This window comes from Mycobacterium sp. NGS69 (assembly GCF_059812165.1).
On record NZ_JCALCD010000006.1, the window covers coordinates 254,211 to 276,103 of the forward strand.

20 protein-coding genes are annotated in these 21,893 nt (G+C 64.6%); 8 read left to right on the top strand and 12 right to left on the bottom strand.

All coding sequences use genetic code 11. The annotated features are described in order from the left end of the window. Window positions 1-54: 54 nt before the first annotated feature. The 4 genes from AC5Y2S_RS19480 to AC5Y2S_RS19495 are packed head-to-tail and all read right to left on the bottom strand — an operon-like array spanning window position 55 to window position 3,880. The gene (locus AC5Y2S_RS19480) at window positions 55-807 is read right to left on the bottom strand and encodes a hypothetical protein (protein WP_499957729.1); all 753 of its coding nucleotides are present in this window, start codon (window positions 805-807) and stop codon (window positions 55-57) included. Window position 808: 1 nt separating this feature from the next. Continuing rightward, the gene (locus tag AC5Y2S_RS19485) at window positions 809-1,927 is read right to left on the bottom strand and encodes a phosphotransferase family protein (protein ID WP_499957730.1); all 1,119 of its coding nucleotides are present in this window, start codon (window positions 1,925-1,927) and stop codon (window positions 809-811) included. Between the two features lie 28 nt (window positions 1,928-1,955). Continuing rightward, complete coding sequence (locus AC5Y2S_RS19490; protein ID WP_499957732.1) at window positions 1,956-2,999, bottom strand: DUF7064 domain-containing protein; 1,044 nt, start codon at window positions 2,997-2,999, stop codon at window positions 1,956-1,958. A gap of 8 nt (window positions 3,000-3,007) precedes the next feature. After that, window positions 3,008-3,880: a hypothetical protein gene (locus tag AC5Y2S_RS19495; protein WP_499957734.1), complete on the bottom strand. Its 873-nt coding sequence runs from the start codon at window positions 3,878-3,880 to the stop codon at window positions 3,008-3,010. Between the two features lie 54 nt (window positions 3,881-3,934). Here AC5Y2S_RS19495 and AC5Y2S_RS19500 point away from each other — a divergent pair, with 54 nt between their 5' ends. Then, window positions 3,935-4,636 (top strand): TetR/AcrR family transcriptional regulator, encoded by a 702-nt coding sequence (locus AC5Y2S_RS19500; RefSeq protein ID WP_499957735.1) that lies wholly within the window; start codon window positions 3,935-3,937, stop codon window positions 4,634-4,636. Here the strand turns inward: AC5Y2S_RS19500 and AC5Y2S_RS19505 are convergent, their stop codons facing one another. After that, window positions 4,637-6,235, bottom strand: coding sequence for a phytoene desaturase family protein (locus AC5Y2S_RS19505; RefSeq protein WP_499957736.1), 1,599 nt, complete (start codon window positions 6,233-6,235; stop codon window positions 4,637-4,639). On the opposite strand from AC5Y2S_RS19505, the gene AC5Y2S_RS19510 reads away from it, so the two are divergent. Both AC5Y2S_RS19510 and AC5Y2S_RS19515 read left to right on the top strand, forming a co-directional pair. Further along, window positions 6,192-6,932: a TetR/AcrR family transcriptional regulator gene (locus AC5Y2S_RS19510; RefSeq protein WP_499957737.1), complete on the top strand. Its 741-nt coding sequence runs from the start codon at window positions 6,192-6,194 to the stop codon at window positions 6,930-6,932. The genes AC5Y2S_RS19505 and AC5Y2S_RS19510 overlap by 44 nt on opposite strands. A gap of 156 nt (window positions 6,933-7,088) precedes the next feature. After that, window positions 7,089-8,228: an epoxide hydrolase family protein gene (locus AC5Y2S_RS19515; protein ID WP_499957738.1), complete on the top strand. Its 1,140-nt coding sequence runs from the start codon at window positions 7,089-7,091 to the stop codon at window positions 8,226-8,228. A gap of 143 nt (window positions 8,229-8,371) precedes the next feature. On the opposite strand, the gene AC5Y2S_RS19520 is transcribed toward AC5Y2S_RS19515, so the two are convergent. The 5 genes from AC5Y2S_RS19520 to AC5Y2S_RS19540 form a co-directional block, all read right to left on the bottom strand. Then, the gene (locus AC5Y2S_RS19520; RefSeq protein WP_499957739.1) at window positions 8,372-9,622 is read right to left on the bottom strand and encodes a cytochrome P450; all 1,251 of its coding nucleotides are present in this window, start codon (window positions 9,620-9,622) and stop codon (window positions 8,372-8,374) included. Window positions 9,623-9,686: 64 nt separating this feature from the next. After that, complete coding sequence (locus tag AC5Y2S_RS19525; protein ID WP_499957740.1) at window positions 9,687-9,869, bottom strand: hypothetical protein; 183 nt, start codon at window positions 9,867-9,869, stop codon at window positions 9,687-9,689. Beyond that, window positions 9,866-11,173 (bottom strand): Rieske 2Fe-2S domain-containing protein, encoded by a 1,308-nt coding sequence (locus AC5Y2S_RS19530; RefSeq protein WP_499957742.1) that lies wholly within the window; start codon window positions 11,171-11,173, stop codon window positions 9,866-9,868. The genes AC5Y2S_RS19525 and AC5Y2S_RS19530 overlap by 4 nt, the downstream gene beginning before the upstream one ends. A 103-nt stretch (window positions 11,174-11,276) precedes the next feature. Further along, window positions 11,277-11,927: a TetR/AcrR family transcriptional regulator gene (locus AC5Y2S_RS19535; RefSeq protein ID WP_499957743.1), complete on the bottom strand. Its 651-nt coding sequence runs from the start codon at window positions 11,925-11,927 to the stop codon at window positions 11,277-11,279. A 71-nt stretch (window positions 11,928-11,998) separates the two neighbouring features. After that, window positions 11,999-13,555, bottom strand: coding sequence for an aldehyde dehydrogenase family protein (locus AC5Y2S_RS19540; protein WP_499957744.1), 1,557 nt, complete (start codon window positions 13,553-13,555; stop codon window positions 11,999-12,001). 368 nt (window positions 13,556-13,923) lie between these two features. Here AC5Y2S_RS19540 and AC5Y2S_RS19545 point away from each other — a divergent pair, with 368 nt between their 5' ends. From AC5Y2S_RS19545 to AC5Y2S_RS19555, 3 genes are all read left to right on the top strand, one after another. Further along, window positions 13,924-14,838 (top strand): LLM class flavin-dependent oxidoreductase, encoded by a 915-nt coding sequence (locus tag AC5Y2S_RS19545; protein WP_499957745.1) that lies wholly within the window; start codon window positions 13,924-13,926, stop codon window positions 14,836-14,838. 25 nt (window positions 14,839-14,863) lie between these two features. Then, window positions 14,864-16,066, top strand: a complete 1,203-nt coding sequence (locus AC5Y2S_RS19550; protein WP_499957746.1) for an acyl-CoA dehydrogenase family protein — start codon at window positions 14,864-14,866, stop codon at window positions 16,064-16,066. A gap of 103 nt (window positions 16,067-16,169) precedes the next feature. Beyond that, window positions 16,170-17,681, top strand: coding sequence for a class I adenylate-forming enzyme family protein (locus AC5Y2S_RS19555; protein WP_499957747.1), 1,512 nt, complete (start codon window positions 16,170-16,172; stop codon window positions 17,679-17,681). 24 nt (window positions 17,682-17,705) lie between these two features. Here the strand turns inward: AC5Y2S_RS19555 and AC5Y2S_RS19560 are convergent, their stop codons facing one another. Then, window positions 17,706-18,386, bottom strand: a complete 681-nt coding sequence (locus AC5Y2S_RS19560; RefSeq protein ID WP_499957748.1) for a TetR/AcrR family transcriptional regulator — start codon at window positions 18,384-18,386, stop codon at window positions 17,706-17,708. 79 nt (window positions 18,387-18,465) lie between these two features. Here AC5Y2S_RS19560 and AC5Y2S_RS19565 point away from each other — a divergent pair, with 79 nt between their 5' ends. Both AC5Y2S_RS19565 and AC5Y2S_RS19570 read left to right on the top strand, forming a co-directional pair. Next, window positions 18,466-19,821: a protoporphyrinogen/coproporphyrinogen oxidase gene (locus AC5Y2S_RS19565; RefSeq protein WP_499957749.1), complete on the top strand. Its 1,356-nt coding sequence runs from the start codon at window positions 18,466-18,468 to the stop codon at window positions 19,819-19,821. Continuing rightward, complete coding sequence (locus AC5Y2S_RS19570) at window positions 19,818-20,642, top strand: hypothetical protein (protein ID WP_499957750.1); 825 nt, start codon at window positions 19,818-19,820, stop codon at window positions 20,640-20,642. The genes AC5Y2S_RS19565 and AC5Y2S_RS19570 overlap by 4 nt, the downstream gene beginning before the upstream one ends. An 18-nt stretch (window positions 20,643-20,660) precedes the next feature. Here the strand turns inward: AC5Y2S_RS19570 and AC5Y2S_RS19575 are convergent, their stop codons facing one another. Next, complete coding sequence (locus AC5Y2S_RS19575; RefSeq protein WP_499957751.1) at window positions 20,661-21,845, bottom strand: spirocyclase AveC family protein; 1,185 nt, start codon at window positions 21,843-21,845, stop codon at window positions 20,661-20,663. Window positions 21,846-21,893: the final 48 nt, after the last annotated feature.

The window sequence follows — 21,893 nt, forward strand, 5'->3', positions numbered from 1 at the left end:
AGCCAGTATATTGAGACGCCATATCTCACACAAGCGTCAAGTAGGCCCTTTGCCCTAGGTGTGGCTCGCTTCGCGGCTCAGCTTTTCGTGGTCGCCGGTGGTACCGGCACCGAGTGCTTCGTCGGCCTCGGAGTTGATGGCCTTGATGAGGCAGACTGCGTTGACGACGAATAGCGCGGTGAACACCGTGGCCGGGATCCAGAAGACGAACAGGCCATTCCACGCGAACGGGCCGGATTTGAAGAACGGCAGGATGATCGCGGGCGTGAACATCGCCTCCGCCCAGATGTTGAAATAGGCCAGCCAGCGCGGAAACAGCGGCTGTGGTCTCGGGTCCGACAGGATCGCGAAGGCAAACGCGAAGTACTGGGCCATGAACGGTATCCAGGGCATTACCAGCATGATCCAGCTCATATCGTTGAGCAGCAGGGTCGCGTCGGGTGAGCGGTCGGGACGAAACGCGGTGATGGCGAACATCAGCGCCGGCACCAAAAACGTCAGGCAGGCGAACGCCCCTCCGGCCAGCTGCGCGTTCATGACGGTGGGATGCACGCCGGGAATGCGCCGCATCTGCCCGGAGATGACCGCGGTCCACCACACGTAGAACCCGGAGCTGAGGAAGATCAGGCCGGCGCCCAGCCGGATTCCCGCGGTGTGCGCCTGATAGTGCGCCGCGACTTGCGCCGCTGACATGCCCGGGGACAGCGGCGGCAGGAAACCGGCGGCGACAAATCCGCCGAAGAACAGCAGCACGCAAATGATGCCGCTGTACGCGCAGATCCGCTGGAACGTCACCTGAGCGTTCATGTCACTGGCCTCGATTGCCGATGAAGCTGGTGGTGATCCCGGTAGGCGCCGGCAGGTCAAGAAGCTTCGCGACGAGTTGGCTGGCCGGATTGCTCTGCGCCATAGGGGAGTCCGGCGGCAGCAGTCCGGCCGCGATCATCATGTGCGCGGCGCGGACCATCAGGATCGCGAGCTTGGTGCCCGCCAAGACCTCGTAGTAGTCGAGGTCGCGCAGCGTGTGGTCGGTGGCCTGCTGGTAATAGTCGATTGTTTCGCCGCGGTCCGGGATGCCCGCCGGCAACGGAAGCCCGACGCCCTCGGTGTGGTGGCGCGCCAAGAACAGCCACCAGCCAAGGTCCTGTTCGGGGGTGGCCAGTTCGACCATCTCCCAGTCGAGCACGCCGAGCGGCGAAAGCTCGTCGGAGAAGATCATGTTGCCCACCCGCGCATCTCCCCAATTGAGAACCTTGGGTTGGTCGCGGTCCGGCCGATGTTCGTCCAGCCAACGCAACGCCGCCTCGATCGTCGGGTTCGGCTCGCCCTCGGCCGCCCAGTCGAATATGCCTCGCCATTGAGCCAGGCCCGCGTCGAGGCCGCTGTGGTTCGCGGGCGTGTCGAGGAACTCCAGCCCGAGTGCGCGCCAGTCGACGCTGTGGATCTGTGCCAGCACGTCGATGCTGTTGTGCCACATCTGACGTCGCTGGTCCGGCGTCAGGTCCAACACCCACCCGGTCGCGGTGAACGGGGGATCATCGGCAGGGATGCGACCGTCGATCCGCTGCATCACCAGAAAAGGCGCACCGAAGACGGACGGGTCGTCTTCGAAGTAGTACACCCGGGGCACCGGGACCGGCGAGTGATCGGCGAGCGCCCGGATGACGGCGGCCTCCTTGGCCAGGTCGTACTCCTGAAACACGCCGGGCCCGTCGGGTTGCACGCGGGCGACCATGCCCTGGGACTGCTCACCGTCGGCATCGCGCCAGTTCGCCGTGAACAGAACCGTCTCGTTGGAGAGTCCCCCCGCACCCGGCACGGACACGTCGGTCACGGTTATGTCCTGCGCCTCAGGCTTTTTCGTCGCCAGCCAGTCGGCGAGCCGCTTGGCGGCCAGCTCGGTGTCGATGATGTTCTTCAGGGCCATCGTTTGCTCCTATTTGCGTCTTTTTCCGTTAGTGCGAGGCCGCCAGCGCCCGGCGTTTCATCATCCGCTGGTAGTTGTCGAACCACAGTTCCTGATACGTCGCATGCGTCGTTCGGCCCCGCTCGTCGGTCCAGCGGTACACGCTGTCGTGAAACGAGGTGTTGGGCCAGGCCGGCAGCGACGCGCACGCGATCGCCTCGCCCAGGAACCGGTACACCTCGCCGGCTTCGTCCTCGGCCGTGATCTCCTGGCGGATCGGCAGGTGAATGCGCGGGTGATATTCGAAGACGTTGCGGCGCACCCACTTGATCGAGCGGGTCTCGTCGCCACGCTGGATCCAGGCGAAGTGATGCGATGGGCGGTCGCCGACGTTGTACAGCCCGGCCCAGGCCGGGTCGGTGTCCAGCGGCTCGAAACTGATCTGGTTGAAGATGAGGTCGGGACCGAAGTACATAGGTGACCAGCCCACGGGCGGAACCGGGACCGCGCCGCGGCGTTCCACCCGGATCTGGCGCCAGGAGCGGTCCCGGGGCGCATAGCAGTCGACCGGATAGGTCGTGCCGTCGAGCACCAATTCGCCGGTCATGCGCATGAATTGCTCGCTGCCGCCCGGTTCGCGGGTCACGTCGTGGTGGTTTTCCTCGCCCGGCATGACATGCCCCCGGGCCAGGAGGGGGGTCACGGCCTCGGCGACGACGTCGACGGCGCATGCCCCGTCACCGCTGCGGTAGGTGATCCGCGCGGTCCGGCCCGGCTCGACGAAATCGATCTGCAAGCCGTTGTCGGTGGTGATCGTGCTGCCCTCGACGCGCGGCCAGGGCATCGTGACCTCGTAGTCGAGAAAGGCCATGTCCGTGTATTCGACGTTGTCGGTGCCCTGGAAGATGCAGACACCGCCCTGCGACAGCGGGAACGCCGGCTGGTAGCGCACGTACAGGAACGCGCCGATCGCCGCCTCGGGAACGGAGAAACCGAAGTAGTGGGTGTGGATCAGGTGGGGATCCCACTGTTCCCCGGCCGCCGGCAGCGGCAGCAGCAGGTCGGTGAAGCCGGAATGTGTGGCGAGTGCCATGTCCGCTCCTAAGCGTTGACGGGGGTGGGGACAGTCGTCCGCGGCTCAGGCGCTGAGATCGCTTTGAGCTTTTGCCACAACGTCTCCGACTCCGGGTGCGCGAGGTCGCCGTGACCGACAACGGACAACCCGATGATCCACACCGAGAACAGCGCCAGCCCGAGGGTGACGAAGGACGCCAGGTAGGTCCAGACGTAGGAGACATCCGCCTGGTTGAGCGCCGCCCACATCGGCCAGGCGGTGGCGCCGTTGGCGATGCCGTCGGCCATCGGGATGCACGGTATGACTGCGAGCAACTTCCATCCCGTGTTCAGGCGCGGCAGGATGTGGAAGATCAACGCGCCGGCCACCATTGGCATCACCGGGTTGACGAATCCCCACCACAACGGAAATCCCCAGATATTGAACGGCTGATGACCGTAGTACAGGTAGGTGCCCGCCAGGATGCCCGGGCTTTCCAGGAAGATGTCGACGAGAAAGTCCGTCGCCCACAGCAGAAACAGGTCTCGCATCGTGACGCCCCGCTTGAACAGCTTGTAGGCCAGGTAGCCGAGGCCGCCGACGTACCAGGGGTAGACGAAACAGATGTAGAGCGGCATCGTGCGGTCGAGGATCGTGAACGTGCCCAACGCATTTCGCTCCTTCAAGAACACCAGGCCGAGCACGTCGACGACCGGTTCGAAGCTGCACGCCAGCGCCCCGCCGAGGATGCAGTACAGCAGCAGCGGACCCTGCCCCTTGAGCAGCTTGCGCAGCGCCAGCGCCAGCGCGATGCCCAGTGGAATGAAGATGAAGACGTTGAACATCGTCTCCGCGGTCTTGGGCATCTCCGCGTCGACCGGCGGCTGCGGGATCGTCGCCGCCAAAATCGTCGTGATCATCGTCGCCCCCTATTTGTGAGCCAGTTCACCTCGGCAGGCCTAAGCTAGCATCAGATGAATATAGTTTCAAGAGTGAAAATCGATTCATCCGGTAAGAATCCGGGTGTGACGTCCGAAACCGAGGGCAGGGCGACGACGCGCACCGAGCGTCAGCGGTTGCGCACTCGGCGGCTGCTGCTGGACGCCGGCCGGAAGCTCATCGCCGCCAAAGGCGTGGCCGGTCTGCGCATCCAGGACATCACCGAAGAAGCCGATGTGGCGCTGGGATCCTTCTACAACTACTTCCAGTCCAAAGAGGAGCTCCTCGAGGCGGTCATCACCGAAAGCCTCTCCGACCTGACGTCGGCGATCATCGCCAATGTCGACGACGACACCGACCCGGCCGAGGTCGTGGCAGTGGCCAACCTTCAGGTCATCCAGCTCGCCTACGACGAACCCGACTTCGCGCGCCTGATCGTCAACATCGGCCACTCCGAGGCGCTGTTCGGCGACGCGGTGCATCCGTACGCGCGCATCGCCGTCGAGCGCGGAATCGAAAGTGGGCGCTTCGTCGTCGGCGATATCGAGGTCCTGCTCACCGCGGTGATCGGCGGCGCGTTCGCGCTGATTCGAGAAATCCTTGACGGTCGGCACGGGGCGCACGCCCACGAGGCTTTTGCCCGGCACGTGCTGGCGTCACTCGGCCTGCCGCCGAACGAGGCCGAAGCCATCGTTCGCGCGGCGGCCGATCGAGGCCAGGCGCAGAAACCCAACTAGTCATCGCGCTTTCTGATCGCGAATCGCCGTCTGGGCGGCCAACTTTCCAGGAAGTGCGCACACGCCGCCGACGGGGTGCGTGCCGGCGCCACTGAGGTAGAGCCCCTTGACCGGCGTCCGGTATCCGGCCAGCCCGGCCGCCGGCTTTAGCGGCCCGAACCGTGAGATCAGCGGGTCGACGTGGTAGACGTTGCCCGCCGGAGCGTTGAACCGAGCCTCGAGGTCGGGCCCACCGAGTACCGCCCGACCGATCTCGAGTCTGTCGAGTCCCTCGTAATACTGTGCAGAATCACGCAATACGGCGTCGCCGATCTTGTCGCGCACATCGTCCCACGGCTCCTCCGGTGTCACCGGGATAACACCGGACCACAGCCACAAATTGTCGTGCCCCTCGGGGGCTTGGGTCGGATCGACCGCCGTCGGGATGATGGCGCAGCTCACCGGAACCGGGTCGGGCCACTGCCCGCGAACCAGGGCGTTCCAGCCGGCGTCCTGTTCTTCCAGGGTGTGCCAGGCAATGAGGTACTTGCGCAGGTCCAGACCGTCGCCGCGCCATTTCTCGTGCTTTTTCATCGTCACGCGGCCCTCGAGGGCGACGTTGATCTTGAGCGACGTGGCGTGTGTCTTGCGGATCGGAATGTCCTTGGCGCGCGCGGAAAGTTTGGTATCCAGCGTGCCCGCCGGCAACAGATCGTTGAGCGTGACGACTGGGTTGCAGGTGGTTAGGACGCCGTGCCGGGCTCGGACGAGTTGGCCGGATTCGAGGAGCACCCCGGTCACCCGGTCGTTGGACACGGCGAGCTGCTGCACCCGGCTGTCGGTGTGCACCGTGCCGCCGTGCGCGGTAAGACAGCGATGCAATGCGGCGGGTAGCGCCCCGGTTCCCCCCACCGGCATCGCGTTCGAAACCTTCTGCACGACACCGAGATAGATCATGGCCCAAGCGGTCACGTCCAGACGCATCTGCGAGAACGCGGCCATCGCCGCCAGCGCGCCCTTGGGCAACTCGGTCTCGAAGGTCTCCTCGAGAAACTCGGTGTGCGACGCAGTCATCATGTGCCGCAGGGCCCAAACGTCCTTGATGTGACGCGTGGCGCCCAGCAGCGAGCCGGCCATCTCGCGGTTGAACGGCCGCAGCGGATGCGACTTCATGTAAGCCACCACCACGTCCATGATCGGAGCCAGCGCGTTGGCCATGTCCAGCCAGGTTCGAGCATCCTTCGGCGAGAATCGTCGCAGCTCATCGGCAGTGCGACTGGCATCCTTCCAGATCGCCAAGGAGCTCCCGTCCGGGGCCAACTGGATGTGTGCGGGGTCCACCGAGATCTGCTGCAGCCCGTACTTGTGCAATTCGAGGTCCTCGGCGACGCCGGACAGCCGAAAGATTCCGGTCAGCTGGATCGCGCCCTCGTTGAAGTAGTGGCCCGGCGCGCTGGACAGGGTGGCGTTGGTGGAGGTCATCCCGCCCACGGTCGGCGATGCCTCCAGCACGGCCACGCGAAATCCCGCGCGGGCCAGGTAACACGCGGCGGTCAGGCCGTTGTGTCCGGCACCGATGATCACGAAGTCGGCTTCGGTGGGTAGGGCGGGGTTCGTCATATCTGCGATCCTGATCGAACTCGATATCAAAATCAAGATTGAGATAGAGATCGAATGCGATACTGCTGTCGTGACGATGTCAACCGCCCCGATGGGACGTCGCGATCGCCGCAAGGCCGAAGCCCGCCAACGTCTGCTGAACGCCGCCCAGCGGCTGATCGCCGAGAACGGGGTGTCCGACCTTCGAATCGGCGACGTCACCGATCTCGCCGACCTCGGCTTCGGCACCTTTTACACCTATTTCCCGTCGAAGGACGCGCTCATCGAGGCGGTCGTGGCCCAGGTACTCGCCGGCCTCGCAAGTAGGATCGGAGCGGATGCGCTCGAGTTCACGGACCCCGCGGAGGCCGCGTCGGTGTCCTACCGGCGTTTCCTCCGGTTCAGCCGGGACGAACCCGAACTGGCGCGGGTCCTCGTCGAACTCGATCGTGCCAATTCGACTTTCGAGGACGCGGTGACGCCCTGGGCCATGGAAACCCTGTCGCGTGGCCGGAAATCGGGTCGATTCGTCCTAGACGATCTGGACCTGGCCCTCACGTCGATCGTCGGAGCCGCGCTCGCCGCTATCCGGGCGATTTTGGCCGGCCGGATTCCGCCGGGCCCGAAAACCGAGTCGCGAGGCGCGGAGATGATGCTGCGCGGCTTCGGCGTCGATGCGGCTGCAGCGCGGGAGATTTCCCGCCGTCCGCTGCCGTAGCTGCAGCCGTTGGGTGTGTGGACAAGGATGCGAACGAATGTTCTTGACCAAGTGCGGCTGAGCACTATTGTCGTTGAAGTGAGCAGTAACCCGTTCATATAGGTCTCAGCACACGTGTAAGCACTCGTTAACGCTGTGGAAGGAACGTTGCCCGCCATGGTCGAAATCCGCGACTTCACCGTTGAAATTACCGAGGCCGACATCGCCGATCTGCGCGCCCGCCTGGCGCGGACACGGTGGCCAGACGCCGAGACCGTGTCCGACTGGTCCCAGGGCATCCCGCAGGATTATGTTCGCGAGTTGGTCCGGTACTGGGCCGAGGACTATGACATGTACCGGGTCGCCAACCGTCTCAACGCGTATCCCCAGTTTCACGCGACCATCGGTGACCTGGGCATCCACTTTCTGCATGTTCGCTCTCCGCATGACGACGCCCGGCCGTTGATATTGACCCATGGTTGGCCCGGCTCTGTGGTCGAGTTTCTCGACGTCATCGGCGCGCTGACCGACCCGCAACGCTTCGGTGGTCACGCCGACGACGCGTTTCACGTGGTCATTCCGTCCCTGCCCGGATATGGATTCAGTGACAAGCCGTCGGCCCCCGGGGTGGGCATCGAGCGGATCGCCGAGGTGTGGAACGAACTCATGGTGGCCCTGGACTACCGCAACTACTATGCGCAGGGCGGTGATTGGGGCGCGTTCGTGACCACGGCGATGGCGACCAAGCCCCCAGCCGGACTCCTCGGGATTCATGTCAACATGGCGCTTGCCTCGCCGGAGGCGCTGGCCGGGCTCGGTGAGCTGACGCCTGATGAGCAGGCCGTCGGGGGGTTGCCGGCGTACATGGAGCAGGAGGGCGCCTACGCCGTGCAGCAGGCGACCCGGCCACAGACGCTGGGATACGGGCTGGCCGACTCTCCGGTCGGTCAACTCGCCTGGATCACCGAGAAGTTCTACGCCTGGACCGACTGTGACGGGCACCCGGAAAACGCGGTGTCGCGCGACGTGATCCTGGACAACGTGATGGTGTACTGGTTGACCAACACCGCCGCCTCCTCGGCGCGCTTGTACTGGGAGAGCTTCTCGATGATCAGCTCATTCGACGAGGTTGTCGCGCCGTCGGCCTACACCCGGTTCCCCAAGGAAATCGTCAACGTCAGCGAACGGTGGCTTCGCACCAGATTTACCGACCTGCGCTACTACCACTCCGTCGACAAAGGCGGTCACTTCGCCGCTTTGGAACAGTCGGAAGTTTTTGTCGACGAGGTCCGCGCCGGCATCCGCGCGCTGGCCTGATTAGCCGGCGCCGAGGTCCCAGATTTGCGCGGTGTCTATCAGTTGCCCGTCACCATCACACCGGCATGACGAAGAACCTCGTTGGAGGTCCGAGCGCTCCGGTGCTCGGACCGATCCGGCAGAATCGCGACGGGCGATGCAGATCAGGTCGGGGTCACCGTCACAGGTAGTTCGTACACGCCACGGGTGAATACGTCACGAACATAGGAGATTTCACCAGCCGGGCGGATGTCTTTCGTCTGCTGTAGTAGTTCCTCGATCAGGATCTTCATCTCCAGGGCGGCCACATGCTTGCCCAGGCACGTGTGCGGGCCGCGGCCCCAACTCAGGTGCCGGTTGGGGGTGCGCGACAGGTCAAAGCGATTGGGGTCGTCGAACGCGGTGGGATCGAAGTTCCCCGCGGCCATCAGCATGCAGACCCGCTCACCTTTAGCGATGGGCTGGCCGTGCAGTTCGATGTCCTTGGTGACGGTGCGCACGAAGTGCAGGAAAGGTGTTGCGACGCGGACAATCTCCTGGATCGCGCTGCCCGGGATGTCGTCGGCGTGCGCCCGCAGCCAAGCCATCTGGTCCGGGTCGCGCATCAATTGATGCAGTCCGTGGCTCAACGCGGTGCGAGTGCTCTCGGCGGCGCCGCTGGCCAGCAGCACGATGTTGCCCAGGATCTCGTCTTCCGAGAGCGTCTCGTCCCTGTCGGCCTGCACCATCTGCGAAACCACGTCCTCGGCGGGAGACAGCCTCTTACGTGCCGCCAGGTCGCCCGCATATGCGGTGAGGTTGAAGATCGCCTCCAAGGCTGTCTCGAACGACGGGGTGAGGCGCGTGTCGAACGGTGCCGCGAAGCGGTCCACCCAGTCGAAGAACTGGGGCCGTTCGGTCGTCGGCACTCCGAGGACATCCCCGAGTGCCTCCATTGGCATGGCGTGCGCGACATCGGTCACAAAGTTGAAGGTGCCCTTCGCCAACGCCTCGTCCACGACGGTGCGGGCGTAGCCGCGGAACTTTTCCTCGAGGCGCCGCACGACCGTCGGCGTGAAGCCACGGTTGATGACTTGCCGGTGGCGTTTGTGATCGTCCCCGTCCTGGGTGAGCATCGCGGGTTTGCCGCCAATGGTCGGGTCGATCGGGTTGACCGTCCAGATGTTGACATGACCAAGGTTGGCGGCGAATGTTTCCGGGTCGCGGTCGATGGCCGAGATGTCGTCGTAGCGCGAGATCACCCACACCTGTTTGATAAGCAGCGGGTCGTCGAAGTTCTGGAGGTAGACCGGCTCGTTGTCGCGCAGGTAGGTGTACTGATCGAGCGGCAACCCGTAGGTGTCTGGGTTGCCGTTGGCATAGACGTCGGGGTCCAGCACGCCGATAGCGGCGCGGCGTTCGGTGGCAGCGGTCATGGTGAGCTCCGTTCGGGTATTCGGCCGGGACGGGTTCGGATACAGCCCCGAAAGTGGATGGCGCTCAATGGCCTACGGTGGTGGGCCGCGCCGCATTGATGGTGCTGCGCATCGTGATTCCGTGCGCCGCGTTGATTCCCTTGGGCATCAGCTCCAGCTGACGGCGCCGGTGCCGGCGGTACGCTTGCCAACCCGCGACGCTCGCCGCCAACGGGACGGCGATCTTGCCGACCAGGTCGCGGTTCACTGCGCACCGCCGGCCGATCCGGTGCCGCTGGCGGTCCGAGTAGGGTCGTCCGGCCAGGCACAGCTGGCCCGGGCTCCGGCGCTGTGCACGTTGTCACCGGCCCACAGGCTGCGGTCGAGTAGCCGGCTGTCCCAGAACCTGCGGAATTTGACCAGGCCGCGGTCGAACCGGTTGTAGGCCGGCTGTTCGGGCTCCTGGCGATGCAGCATCAGCGCGGTGTCCTGCATGATGGCAAACCAGTTGCGCCGCACCAGCAATGACCGCAAGACCGGGCGACCGATCAGGCGTAGCGCCGGGTTTTTGATCTTGGGCACGATCATCGTCAGGTAGACGATGTGACTGTCGGCGTCGACCGGCGTGAAGCTGAGGATCAGCCGCGCGCTGTCGCTGAGCTGGTTGATCTTCTCTGTGAGCGCGATGATCGCCCGCGGCAGACGCGCGGTCACCTTGGAGCGGCTTTCCACCAACTCCGGCGGGGACGCCGTAAGGTCGATCAGGTGCAGGCCGCCGCCGTAAGTCGTGGCATGGAAGTCGCCGCCGGCCGCGTCGGACACCCCCCACATTTCGCCGCGCCGGTAGCTCCGCTTGAGGTCCTCCCAGCCGACGTAGGGCGCGCGGCCGTAGAAATGGCAGATGTATTCGAGTCTGGTGTCAGACTTGGAAAGGATCTCGGTGTTGCCCCACGACCCCAGCCGGTGCAGGCCCGCGAAATGTGCTGAATCGGGCAGATTCTCGACGAACCACTTGGCCGGGAACGGCAGCTTGTATCGGATGTGCTCGAAGACGATCGACCCCTCCTCGATGCCCTCATCGGCCAGAAAGTCCGGCAGCTCGTGGTCGGCCGGCTCGGGTCCGTTCCACAAGAAGACGGTGCCGTAGCGCTCGATCACCCGGTATGTCGGCAGGCACGTCTTGATCTTTGGTGCTTCCCTGAGGCCCGGTACGTGTACGACCTTCCCGTCGCCGTTGTAGCGCCAGGCGTGAAAGGGGCAGCGCAGTGTGTCATTGACAACTTCGCCGCCGTACCCGAGGTTGGCGCCCAGATGGAGGCAGTGGGCGGCCGCGCAGTGCAGCACCCCGCCAGAGTCGCGCCACAACACCACGTCGCGTTCGAGAACCCGCAGCGGAATGACCGATTCCTTGGCCACGTCATGGGAGAAGGCGATCTGCCAGTACGACACCGGGTACTGCGGATTGAGCACGCCTCTGGTGATCGAGTTCGGTTGGACCGGCTGTGTGCCGACGGAAGTATCCCCGCTGTGCGTAGTGGCGGCGGTGGGATCCGAAACCATGCCGGTAGTCATCTGGCACTCCTTGCTGACCGAGTCTCAGCGACCTTCACGGTGCGCCGACGCGACCTCAGTGTGGAGGGTCAAGCCGATATCTGTCAAGGGACAATATTGTCCCTTAGCCGTCCTCGGGTTCCAGCGCCAAGCCGTAGAGAATCAGGGAAGCCAGGTGCGTCACCACATCGTCTTCGTCGGCGGTGGCGGTCTGCAAGAGCGCCGGGTCCAAAGTCACGTATCCCATCACCATGCTGATGATCGCCCGGACGGTCACGTCGACATGGCGCGTCGGATAGCCGTGCGATCCGATCTCGCGGTTCGCGATGTCCAACACCGCGCCCAGCCCCTCGTTGAGGGTCTTCCAGACCTGTTGTCGCACTGAGGGTTCGAGGTGCTCATCGGAGAACATCAACAGCCGCAGCGCGCCGACATGGGCGCGGCTGTTGCGGTAGAGATCGGACACAAACTCATACACCAATTCGGGCTCGGTGGGCTGCCCGTCCAGCCGGCTGGTCCACCGCCGGGTCCATTCGTCAATGAACTGCAGCAGCGGCTTGGTCATCACCTCGGCGAAGAGTTCGGCCTTGGTAGCGAAGTGGCGGGTTAGTACCGATCGGGTGACCCCGGCCCGCTGGGCGATGCCGGCCATCGTGGCGCCCTTGTAGCCGAGTTGGCTGAACGCGTACTCGGCGGCCTCCACGATCATCGCCCGCAGCTCCCTTGAGCGCCGCCGCGTGCGGATCGGAGTTGTTGCCCTATTCGCTGTGCCCATGGCTGTGATCGTCCCGCAAAGATGTGCGATTGCGATAGAACCTCGTCGGGCAGGTCGCGGGGGAATCGCCATCAGCGCTTCAGGAGGCGGCGCCGCCAGTCGCCGGCTGATAGTAAACGGGCGGCGCGGGTCATCAACCGGATGTTACGGACTTTGGTTGGGTACCAGTAGATCTCAGACGGCATGTTGAAGCGCTCTTCGATGATCGACTTGCTCCAGCAATACTTGCGGATGCCCTCAGCGCCGCCGTGGCGGGCGCCCAACCCGGAGTTGCGGCGACCGCCGAACGGTACCGGCAGCTGGAACACATTGGTCATGACGTTGTTGACGTTGACCGAACCGGAGTCGATGCGTTCGGCGATTGCTCGGCCTTTGGCGTGGTCGCGGGTGAACACGCTGGCGGCAAGCCCGAAATCCGAGTCATTCGCGCGTCGCACCGCTTCGTCTGCATCGGCGACTTTGACGATTGGCAGTGTCGGCCCGAACGTCTCCTCGACCATGCAGGCCATCGATTCGTCGACGCCTAGCAGCACGGTGGGCTGGTAGAACAATCCCGGCCCGGGCACGGTGTCACCGCCGGTGGCGACCGTTGCGCCTTTAGCGACGGCATCGGCGACGTGACGCTCGATGATCGACAGCTGTTGGGGCGTGGCAATGGCTCCGATATCGGCGTCGTAGGAGCCGGGAGCGTCTGTGCCGACGCGGAGCCTCCTGGTGAGGTCGACGACTTTGGCGACGAACTCGTCGTAGACCGCGGCCTCTACGTACACGCGCTCGATTGACACGCAGATCTGGCCGGCGTTGTAGAAACCGCCCCACACCGCGGCCTTGGCCGCGCGGTCGATGTCCGCATCGGCCAGGACGACCATCGCGTCCTTACCGCCGAGTTCGAGGCAGCAGGGGATCATGCGTTCGGCCGCACGTGTACCGATGCGCCGTCCGGTCGCAACGCTGCCGGTGAACTGGATCATGTCGACGACGTCGACCACGGCGGCCCCGGCCTCGCCGCGGCCCGTGACTGCATCGAGCACATCCGGGGCGCCGATTTCCTTCCAGCCGTCGACCGCTGCGGCCCAGGCCAAAGGTGTCACCTCGGAGGCCTTGGTGAGCACGGCGCAGCCTGCCATGAGCGCGGCCGGGATGTCGAGCATCTGCATCGCGAGTTGAGCGTTCCACGGCGTAATTGAGCCGACCAGTTGGTACGGCTGGTAGGTGACGCGCATGCGTTTGGTCGCCATCATCACGTTGTGCGGGCTGGCCTTCTGCGGCGCTAGGAACTTCTCTGCGTTGCGTGCCCAATAGTTGAGCACGTCGACGGACGCGACGATCTCGCCGATTGGTAGGTCTCCCCAGGTCTTGCCGGTCTCATCCTGAACCGTTCGCAGCAGGCGGTCCTCGTTGTCGAGGATCCAGTCCCGGAAGCGTTCGAGCCACATGCGGCGGCCCGCGAAGCCGATGGCGGCCCAGGTCGGCTGGGCGCTGCGCAGCCGTTGGGCGATGGCTTCGACCTCGCTGGCGCGCATATCTGCAACGGTGCCCACCAGCCGACCATCGGCCGGGGAAAATACCTCTATCTCCGGCCGGGCCTGAATGGCGCTGCCGGTCTTGTCGGTGGATGGGGCGACCACAGTACCTCCTGTGTAACTATCGTTCGCGATCAGAAGCGAGTATGAGCATGTGAGTGCCGTTCCGTCCAGAGAATGTTATCGTCGTCGGTAAATGAAGATGTGAACGATCGTTCCTAGGCAGTCTGAGACCGTACTTGGCGGCCGTGCGCGATCGCGTTGCGCGCAGCCGCCGCATCGAGTGGACAACGTCGAAACTAATGTCCAGCTCGATGATGTCGCACGGCGGATGGAGGACATCGATCGAATGGTGAGATCGCCTACGCTGGTGCCGGTTTCAGTATCGTGTCGATGAACTCTCCGAGGTAGCAGCGGGGCGCACGCTCGGCCGACTTGTCGGCGGAGTCGTTACGGAAGGGATGCAGGTCAAGATGAAGGTCGGGATCACCGTCGACGATCCGGGCAGCGTGGTTGCCGAAGCGCGCCGTGCCGAAGCGCTCGGTTTCGACTTTCTCGGGTGCGGCGAGCACCTGTTCTTCCATGGCCCGACACCGAATTCGTTCGCGATGCTCGCCGCCGCGGCGGCGGTGACGTCGCGCATTCGGCTGGTCACCTCGATCGCGCTCCTGCCTCTATATCCTGCGGCCGTCGTCGCCAAGTTGGCCAGTGTCATCGACTGCATTTCGGACGGCCGTTTCGATCTAGGTGTCGGGGCCGGCGGTGAGTACCCACCCGAATTCGCCGCGGCGGGAATCGATCCGGGCACGCGGTTCTGCCGCCTCGACGAGGGTCTGGAGGTCATCCGTCAACTCTTTACCGGCGAACCGGTGACGTATGAGGGCACCTACGCAAACCTTTCCGGCGTCGCCCTGGACCCGCCGCCGCGTCAGCCCGGCGGCCCACCGATCTGGTTGGGTGGACGCAAAGACGGCGCCCTTCGCCGCGCGGGACGCTACGCCGACGTGTGGATGCCCTACATGGTCGAACCGCGGCAGGCGCGCGACGGGCTGGCCAAGGTCCGCGCCATGGCCGAACAGCATGAGCGGAGTGTGGACGCGGTGTCGGTGGCGCTGTTCGCCTGGACGGCTGTCGACGCGGACTCGTCCTGGGCGCGCACCGTCGGTGTCGGCGCCGTCAGCGCGGCCTATCGCCAGGATTTTTCGATGCTCGCCGACCGCTACCTGCTGATCGGCGCGCCCGAGGAGGTCGTTGATCGGTTGGCCCAGTTCGCGGCGGCGGGAGTGGGCGCCGTGCTGATACAGGTCGCCGCCGATTCGACCGAGAACCGCTCGAGGATCGTCGAAACCTTTGCCGGCCGCGTGCTACCGATCGTCAGAGATCTGTAGGGCCACAGGGCAGACACGACCAGACTTGCTGGGCGGGAAAGATAGGAGGGCCACGATGGCGATTCAAAGCGGTGCCGTTCTGGACGATAGTGCGGAGCATCGCGCGATGCGTGAGGCCGTGGGGGACATTGTCGCCAAGTTCGGGCCGGACTACTACCAGCAACAGGTCGATGATGGTGGTCACTGTGCGGAGCTTTGGAAGACGTTGGGCGCCAACGGATATCTGGGCGTGCATTTGCCGGAGAAGTACGGCGGTGGCGGGCGCGGCCTCAGTGAGCTGGCCATCGTGGTGCACGAGGCGGCTGTTGCCGGCTGTCCGATGCAGTCAATGCTGTTCTCATCCGGTGTCACGGGCACCATCCTCGAACGCAGCGCCAACGAGGAGCAGAAGGCACGCTGGCTACCCGGCGTCGCCAGCGGCGACGTGCGGCTGTCGTTCGCAATCACCGAACCGGACGCGGGTTCGAACGCGCACCGAATCGCGACGACCGCCCGCCGCGACGGTGACCGATACGTCCTGAACGGCCAGAAGGTATTCATCACCGGGATGGAGTCGGCCCAGTTGGTGATGGTGGTTGCGCGTACGACCCTGGACGAGGCCAGCGGGCGCGGCCGGCTGTCGGTGTTCATGGTCGAACGGGATTCGCCCGGGCTGTCGTGGACGCCGATCCGCACCGTGATGAACCAGCCCGACAAGAGCCACCAAGTCTTCTTCGACGACGTCGAAGTACCTGCCGAGAATCTGATCGGGATGGAGAACAAAGGACTTGCCGTCGCCTTCACCGGCCTCAACACCGAGCGCATCCTGACCAGTTCGCTGTGTACCGGGATCGGGCGCTATGCGGTGGGCAAGGCGGTGAGCTACGCCAACGACAGACGGGTTTGGAACGTACCCATCGGTGCACACCAAGCCGTGGCTCACCCGTTGGCGGCCGCGCACATCCACCTGCAGGCAGCCGAACTGGTTACCGACCGCGCATGCGCGCTCTACGACACTGGAGCCGAAGTTGGGGAACTCGCCAACACGGCGAAATATCTCGGCGCGTCAGCGGGGCTGGAAGCGCTGGACGCCGCGGTCGCGGTGCACGGTGGCAACGGCGTGACCTACGAATATCAACTCGCGCCGTATTTCTGGGTGGTGCGCATGCTCAACATGGGGCCGGTATCCAAGGAGATGATTCTCAACTTCGTGGCAGAACACAGTTTGGGCCTACCGCGCTCATATTGACCTGCGTCGGTGCTGAGGCAGCTGACGGCGTTGACCTCGCGGCCCGACGCTCCCTATATTGATATAACTGGGCTCAATAATAGGTACAAGAGCGAGGCAGGTCATGCCGACCATAGGCGGAACGGCGTTACTGAACGCGACTCGGGTCGGCGAACGCGAGGCCATCGTCACCGCTGAGCGGCGTTGGACGTGGCGACAACTCGAGACCGACATCGCCAATGCCGCGTCGGCGCTCGAGGCTTTCGGGTTGCGCAAAGGCGACCGGATCGCCGTCCTGTCGTCGAACTCGCCGGAATTCATCATCGCCTCGCACGCCGCGTCGCGCCTCGGCGCGATCGTCGTGCCGGTGAACACCAGATTGGCCGCGCCCGAGCTCGTGCACATCCTTCAGGATTCCGGCAGCACCCTGTTGGCGTTCAGCGCCGGTGAAGCCAATCTGGCGGAGGCCGCGGGCCGCGCGGCGGCCACCACGTTACTTTCGCTGGGCCCGTCGAGTCGCTATCCCGATCTGCTCGCCGGCGGCTACTCCGATGCGCTACACGAGGATCGGGCCGTCGAGCAGGACGACGCGTTCATTCTCTACACCTCCGGTACCACCGGAAAACCCAAGGGCGTGCTGCTGGATCACCACCGTGCCGTGTGGGCGGCGATGGCGCAGATCGTCTCGCTAGGCCTGCGTGACGGGGATCGCTACCTGCATTTGGCGCCGATGTATCACTCGGGCGGGATGACATTCATGAACGCGACGACGCTGCTGGGCGGAACGCACATCGTCGTCCCGAAGTTCGATCCGCGAACGGTGCTCGATGCGATCGAACGGCACCGAACCACATGGCTTTTCGGCGTTCCAACCATGTACCAGCAAGTCCTTCGCTGCTACGAGGCCAGCGGCCGCGACCTGACATCATGGCGTGTTGGAGTCTTCGGTGCCGCGCCGATGCCGCCCGCGGCCGTCGAGCGTCTACTGGCCGCGTTTCCGCGCGTCTCGTTCTTTCAACAGTGCGGCCAGACCGAGGCTGGACCCACGGGCATTTACTCCACGATGGAGCAGGTGCGCTCCCGTCCGCAGTCGAGCGGCCACCTCGCCCAGCCGTTCGTCGAGGCGCGCGTCGTCGATGAGCACGGTAACGACACGCCACCGGGCCAGGTTGGCGAGCTCGTGTTTCGTGGCGAGGCGATCACCAAGGGCTACTGGAACCAACCGCAAGCCACCCAGGAAGTGATCCGCGACGGCTGGCTGCACACCGGTGACCTGATGCAGGTCTACGAGGACGGCGCCATGCGTCTTGTCGACAGGTTGAAAGACGTCATCATCACCGGCGGGCGCAACGTGTACTCCGCGGAAGTCGAGCAGGCCATCGCCGACCACCCCGATGTGATCGACGTGGCCGTGGTGGGTCGGCCAGACGTGGAATGGGGAGAAACGGTCGTGGCGTTCCTGACTGCGGCTCCCGGGTCCGACCTCACGCCCGCGTCGCTGCGGCAGCACTGCAGCCGGCGCATCGCCGACTACAAGATTCCCCGCGAGTTCATCTTTGCGGTCGTCCCGCGCAATGGGGCCGGAAAGGTCCAAAAACACTTGCTCCGAGGCGAATTGAATGTGAGCCGTGTTTGACCCTGGCGAACTCGGATTCGCGAACTAGTTGTCCGACTTCTTTTTGCGGCTGTGGGTTCGCCCGCCCGGGGCCGGGGGACCGCTGAGATAGACCACTCGCCAAACGATCTCGGTCAACGCATCGAGTTGTCGCTCGACCTCCTCCTCGTCGGCGGCCCCGATCAGTTGATAGAGCCCGCGCTCGATCATCCAGATCAGCCAGGGCGCAGTGCGTGCGGCGTCCAGCTGGGGATCGGCAACTCCGGCGCCCTGCGCTTCGCCGATGTAGGCGGTCAGCGCCGCGACGACTTGGTCGATCAATTTTTGCTGCTGTTCTCGCACCCGCGGGTCGTAGGCCGCGGTCTCGGCGACGGTGCCCAGGATCGTCCGATGTTTGCGATACGTGTCGATCGGCACGCGCAGGGCCTTGTGCAGGTCTGCGCGCGTCGCGTCGACGGGCAGTTCCCACCACGATGCGCCGTCGGCCAAAAGGTCACCGATGACGTCCTGCGCCATGGCGACCAGGAGGTCGCCCTTGTCCTCGAAGTAGACGTAGAACGTCGAGCGCGAGATTCCGCCTGCGGTGATGATCGCCTCGACGCTCAGGTCGGCGTACGTTGGCCCGTTCTCCACCAGATCCTCGACCACGGTGACGAAATGCCGGCTGAGCATGCTGCGGCGTTGAGGCCGGGACAGTTGCAGCGGCCGGGGAGTCGAAGCGTCCACCCGACGAAGTATACGCACTGTTCAGAGGATCATACAGAATGTCTGTTACTCAGATGAACTGTTTGATAGCGTGGACGGCATGTCCGATTTGTCCAAGGTGTACGTCGTCGGCGCGGGGCCGTCGGGGCTGGCGGCGGCCTGGCGGCTGCAAGAGGCCGGACGCGACGTAGTCGTGATGGAATCCCGGGATCGTGTTGGGGGCCAACTGCTGTCGATCAAGCGCGACGGCTATCTGATGGAAGCCGGAACCACGATCCTGCCGGCCGCCTACGACAGCGTGATGCAGCTGATCGACGACATCGGGATGACCGACGAGCTGATACCGGCGAACTCGCTGATGGGATTCATGCGCGGCAGCCAGATGCATTACCTGCGCGCGAACCGGCTCGTCATTGACGCGGCACGCACAAAGCTGCTGTCGCTGAGCTCCAAGTTGAAGGTCGCCCGGCTCGCCGCGGACTCGTTCAGGCTGCGCAAACTGCTGAGCTACGAGGACTTGTCGATCGCCGGCGCCTTCGACACCGAGACGCCCGAGCAGTACTGCCGCAGGCGGGGCCTCGACGGTGAGCTGTACGACTATCTCATCGAGCCCACCGTGCGCGGGGGAGCCGGCGTGCCGGCCAGCGTGATCTCGGTGGTCGAGTTCTTCTTCCTGTGGCAGAAGGTGCTTGGCTCGAAGCTGTACGCCTTCCGCGACGGATACTCCTCGTTTCCCGAGCGGCTGGCCGCCGCCATCCCCGACGTGCGTCTCAACACCGAAGTGGTGGAAGTCGTCGAAGACGCCGGCGGCGTGACGATCACCTGCGTCGGGCCCGACGGCGAGCAATACACCGAACGCGGCGCCGGCGCCGTCGTGAGCTCCATGGGCAACAGAGTTCCCGACATCGTCCCGCAGCTTGATCCCGAACGCGCCAAGTTCCTGCGGGAGTTGAATTACACCTCGACGATGTCGATCAACCTGGGCCTGAAGCGAATTCCGGACTGCCCGGCATCGTTCGTCGTCGTTCCCCGGCCGGTGTCCGAGGGGCTGTTCGCGATCATTCTGGAACACAACAAGGCGCCGGGGCGTGCGCCGGCCGGCAAGGGCTTGGTGTCGCTGTTCATGATGAACCAGTGGGCCGTCGACCACATGGACGCCACCGACGACGACATCCTGGCCGACGTGCTGCCCGACGCGGAGAAGGCGATCCCGGGTTTGGGAGATGCCATCGAGTTCGCGCGGGTCAATCGGTGGTATCCGGTGCTGGTGTACAGCCACCCCGGGTTGTATCGCGCCCTCGGTCGCTTCCACGCCGCCCGGGATTTGACAAGCCGAATTCACCTCGCCGGCTCCTACAACTCGTCGGGCAACGTCAACACCGCCACCACGGCCGGCGAGCGGGCCGCACGCGAACTGTTGCAGGCACTTTCACCCGCTGCCGTCCTGACTGCGTGAGCATTATGGCCCAATTCAACGTCCCGACGCCGCCGCAGATGGTCTTCCCGCGGACACCCCAAACCATCGCCGAAATCGTCCTGTGGACCGCGGTGGTCGCCTTCGTAGGGTTTGCGGTGCGCCAGTGGCGACGGACCGGATCGCCCTTGGGACTGGTGCTCCTGGCGGGCGGCGGAATCGCGCTGCTGAACGAACCGCTCGACGACATCTTGGGTCTCGTGCACCACCCCCGCCCGGGACAGGACGTCGTCTTCGAGACGATGGGCCCGATACCGCACTGGGGGCTGCCCACCTACATCATCTTCTTCGGCGGCATCGCCTATGTGCTGCTGTTGGAACTGCGCAGGCTGACCTTCACCCCACGCGCATTCTGGATAGGGATCGCGATCACCTTCGCCGCCGATCTGCTGATCGAGCTGCCGCTGCTGCACTTTCGGCTCTACACGTACTTCGGCTACGGCACCGTGCCGATGAGTGTCGGCGGATTCCCCTTGTATTGGCTGTTCATCAACACCACCGGCCCAATCCTGTGCGCGGCCATCCTGTTTGCGGCACCGGGCTATTTCACCGGCTGGCGCGCGTCGCTGGTGCTGTTCTTGCCGCTGGTCACCGACGCCGGCTGCAGCGCGGCGGTAGGCCTGCCCGTGTACAACGCCCTGCACGTGCCCGGCGCCCCGACGTGGCTAACGTGGGTCAGCGCATTCGCTTCCTGCGCGATCGGTTTGGCGATACTCGATGCGTCGGCACGCTGGATCTATTCACACACCCTGAAGATGCGACGGGCCGCCGAGTCGGCACGCCAATTGCAGGAGCAGGCGTGAATGACGTGAGCGCCCCGGCTATGGTCCGAACGGGTACTGCGCCGGCAGTTTGGTGTTTGGCGGTATGACGGCCTTCCCGTCGGGAGTGATGTAGACCGAGCCCTTGCCGGAGCCGCTGTTGTCGTTGCGGCTCAACGGAACACCCGGACCTGGGCAGGCGTGGTCGGTGCCCTGCCCGCACAGCCCGTCGGTGAAATACGACCGGTCAACGAGGTCGCGCTGCCATTCCTTGGAGTGGGTCCCGATCCAGTAGTTGGGGACGTTGTAGGTGAGGAACAACGCCACGTGCACGCCGGCCACCACCGCCAGCGCCCGCACCACCATCTGCGCGCGGTCGGACATCCGAAGATTTTCGGCGCCGCGTTCGACCAGCGTCTGGCCTCTGTCGTTGCGGAAGTAGCGCAGGCACGCGACCGCGGTGAACGTCGCCGAGACGGTGACGACTTCGTTAAGCGGAAAGGCGTGGTAGGTCCCGCTGAAGATGGCGAAGCCGCGCCCGCCGGGGTATTCCCAGATGCCGAGCGGCATGAAGATGACGCCCTCCAGGATGATGTCGAAGCCGACCATCGCGACGAAGCAGGCGGAGATCAGTCCGAGTGTGCCGATCCGGGGCCACTTGGCCTTGGCCCGTCGCATGACCGCGCAGCCGAGGAACATCGTGATGACGAAGACGTAGACATACAGGCCCGGCATGATCAGGATCGGTTCGACAATCATCGCGCCCGGCTTCCCGTTGGAGAGCCAACCGGGGACGCTGTGGACCCATGAGCCGTAGTTGATGGGCCACGAGTTGTAGCTGAACCAGTGCCCACCGTATGCCGATAGCGGATCTTGGAACCACAGCGTCGAGAAGGCCAGCACCAGCATGCCGTCGAGGGTCAATCGGCGTTGCCGGATGATGGGGCGTACCACGAACCAACCGATGAGGCCGATGCCGACGGGAATCGACACGGCCTGGAACAGGACCATGGCCACTTTCATGAATGTCGGTGGGTCCATGGGACCGGTCGGCACCCGCTTGAAGAACGGACCAGTTATCCAGTCGATCAACACGTAGGCGATGAAGGTCAGGATTACCGCGCCGAGGCCGGCCCACCACTTCACGGGAACCAGGCGGCGCGGCTCCTGCGCCACCGGGGCCGAGGTGGCGGCAATATCGGTTGAGCTGGGGCTTCTTATTGCGGTGGCGGACGCCTTGACCATGCATTTAATAATGAAACCTTGCGTATCAAATTGTCAACGCTGACGCAA

Excerpts from the sequence above, each read along its gene's own strand:
- AC5Y2S_RS19565 (WP_499957749.1), top strand. The coding sequence starts at position 18,466 with ATGTCCGATTTGTCCAAGGTGTACGTCGTCGGCGCGGGGCCGTCGGGG.
- AC5Y2S_RS19555 (WP_499957747.1), top strand. The coding sequence starts at position 16,170 with ATGCCGACCATAGGCGGAACGGCGTTACTGAACGCGACTCGGGTCGGC.
- AC5Y2S_RS19545 (WP_499957745.1), top strand. The coding sequence starts at position 13,924 with ATGAAGGTCGGGATCACCGTCGACGATCCGGGCAGCGTGGTTGCCGAA.
- AC5Y2S_RS19510 (WP_499957737.1), top strand. The coding sequence starts at position 6,192 with ATGATCACGAAGTCGGCTTCGGTGGGTAGGGCGGGGTTCGTCATATCT.
- AC5Y2S_RS19490 (WP_499957732.1), bottom strand. The coding sequence starts at position 2,999 with ATGGCACTCGCCACACATTCCGGCTTCACCGACCTGCTGCTGCCGCTG.
- AC5Y2S_RS19500 (WP_499957735.1), top strand. The coding sequence starts at position 3,935 with ATGAATATAGTTTCAAGAGTGAAAATCGATTCATCCGGTAAGAATCCG.
- AC5Y2S_RS19495 (WP_499957734.1), bottom strand. The coding sequence starts at position 3,880 with ATGATCACGACGATTTTGGCGGCGACGATCCCGCAGCCGCCGGTCGAC.
- AC5Y2S_RS19505 (WP_499957736.1), bottom strand. The coding sequence starts at position 6,235 with ATGACGAACCCCGCCCTACCCACCGAAGCCGACTTCGTGATCATCGGT.
- AC5Y2S_RS19535 (WP_499957743.1), bottom strand. The coding sequence starts at position 11,927 with ATGGGCACAGCGAATAGGGCAACAACTCCGATCCGCACGCGGCGGCGC.
- AC5Y2S_RS19485 (WP_499957730.1), bottom strand. The coding sequence starts at position 1,927 with ATGGCCCTGAAGAACATCATCGACACCGAGCTGGCCGCCAAGCGGCTC.
- AC5Y2S_RS19575 (WP_499957751.1), bottom strand. The coding sequence starts at position 21,845 with ATGGTCAAGGCGTCCGCCACCGCAATAAGAAGCCCCAGCTCAACCGAT.
- AC5Y2S_RS19480 (WP_499957729.1), bottom strand. The coding sequence starts at position 807 with ATGAACGCTCAGGTGACGTTCCAGCGGATCTGCGCGTACAGCGGCATC.
- AC5Y2S_RS19515 (WP_499957738.1), top strand. The coding sequence starts at position 7,089 with ATGGTCGAAATCCGCGACTTCACCGTTGAAATTACCGAGGCCGACATC.
- AC5Y2S_RS19530 (WP_499957742.1), bottom strand. The coding sequence starts at position 11,173 with ATGACTACCGGCATGGTTTCGGATCCCACCGCCGCCACTACGCACAGC.
- AC5Y2S_RS19520 (WP_499957739.1), bottom strand. The coding sequence starts at position 9,622 with ATGACCGCTGCCACCGAACGCCGCGCCGCTATCGGCGTGCTGGACCCC.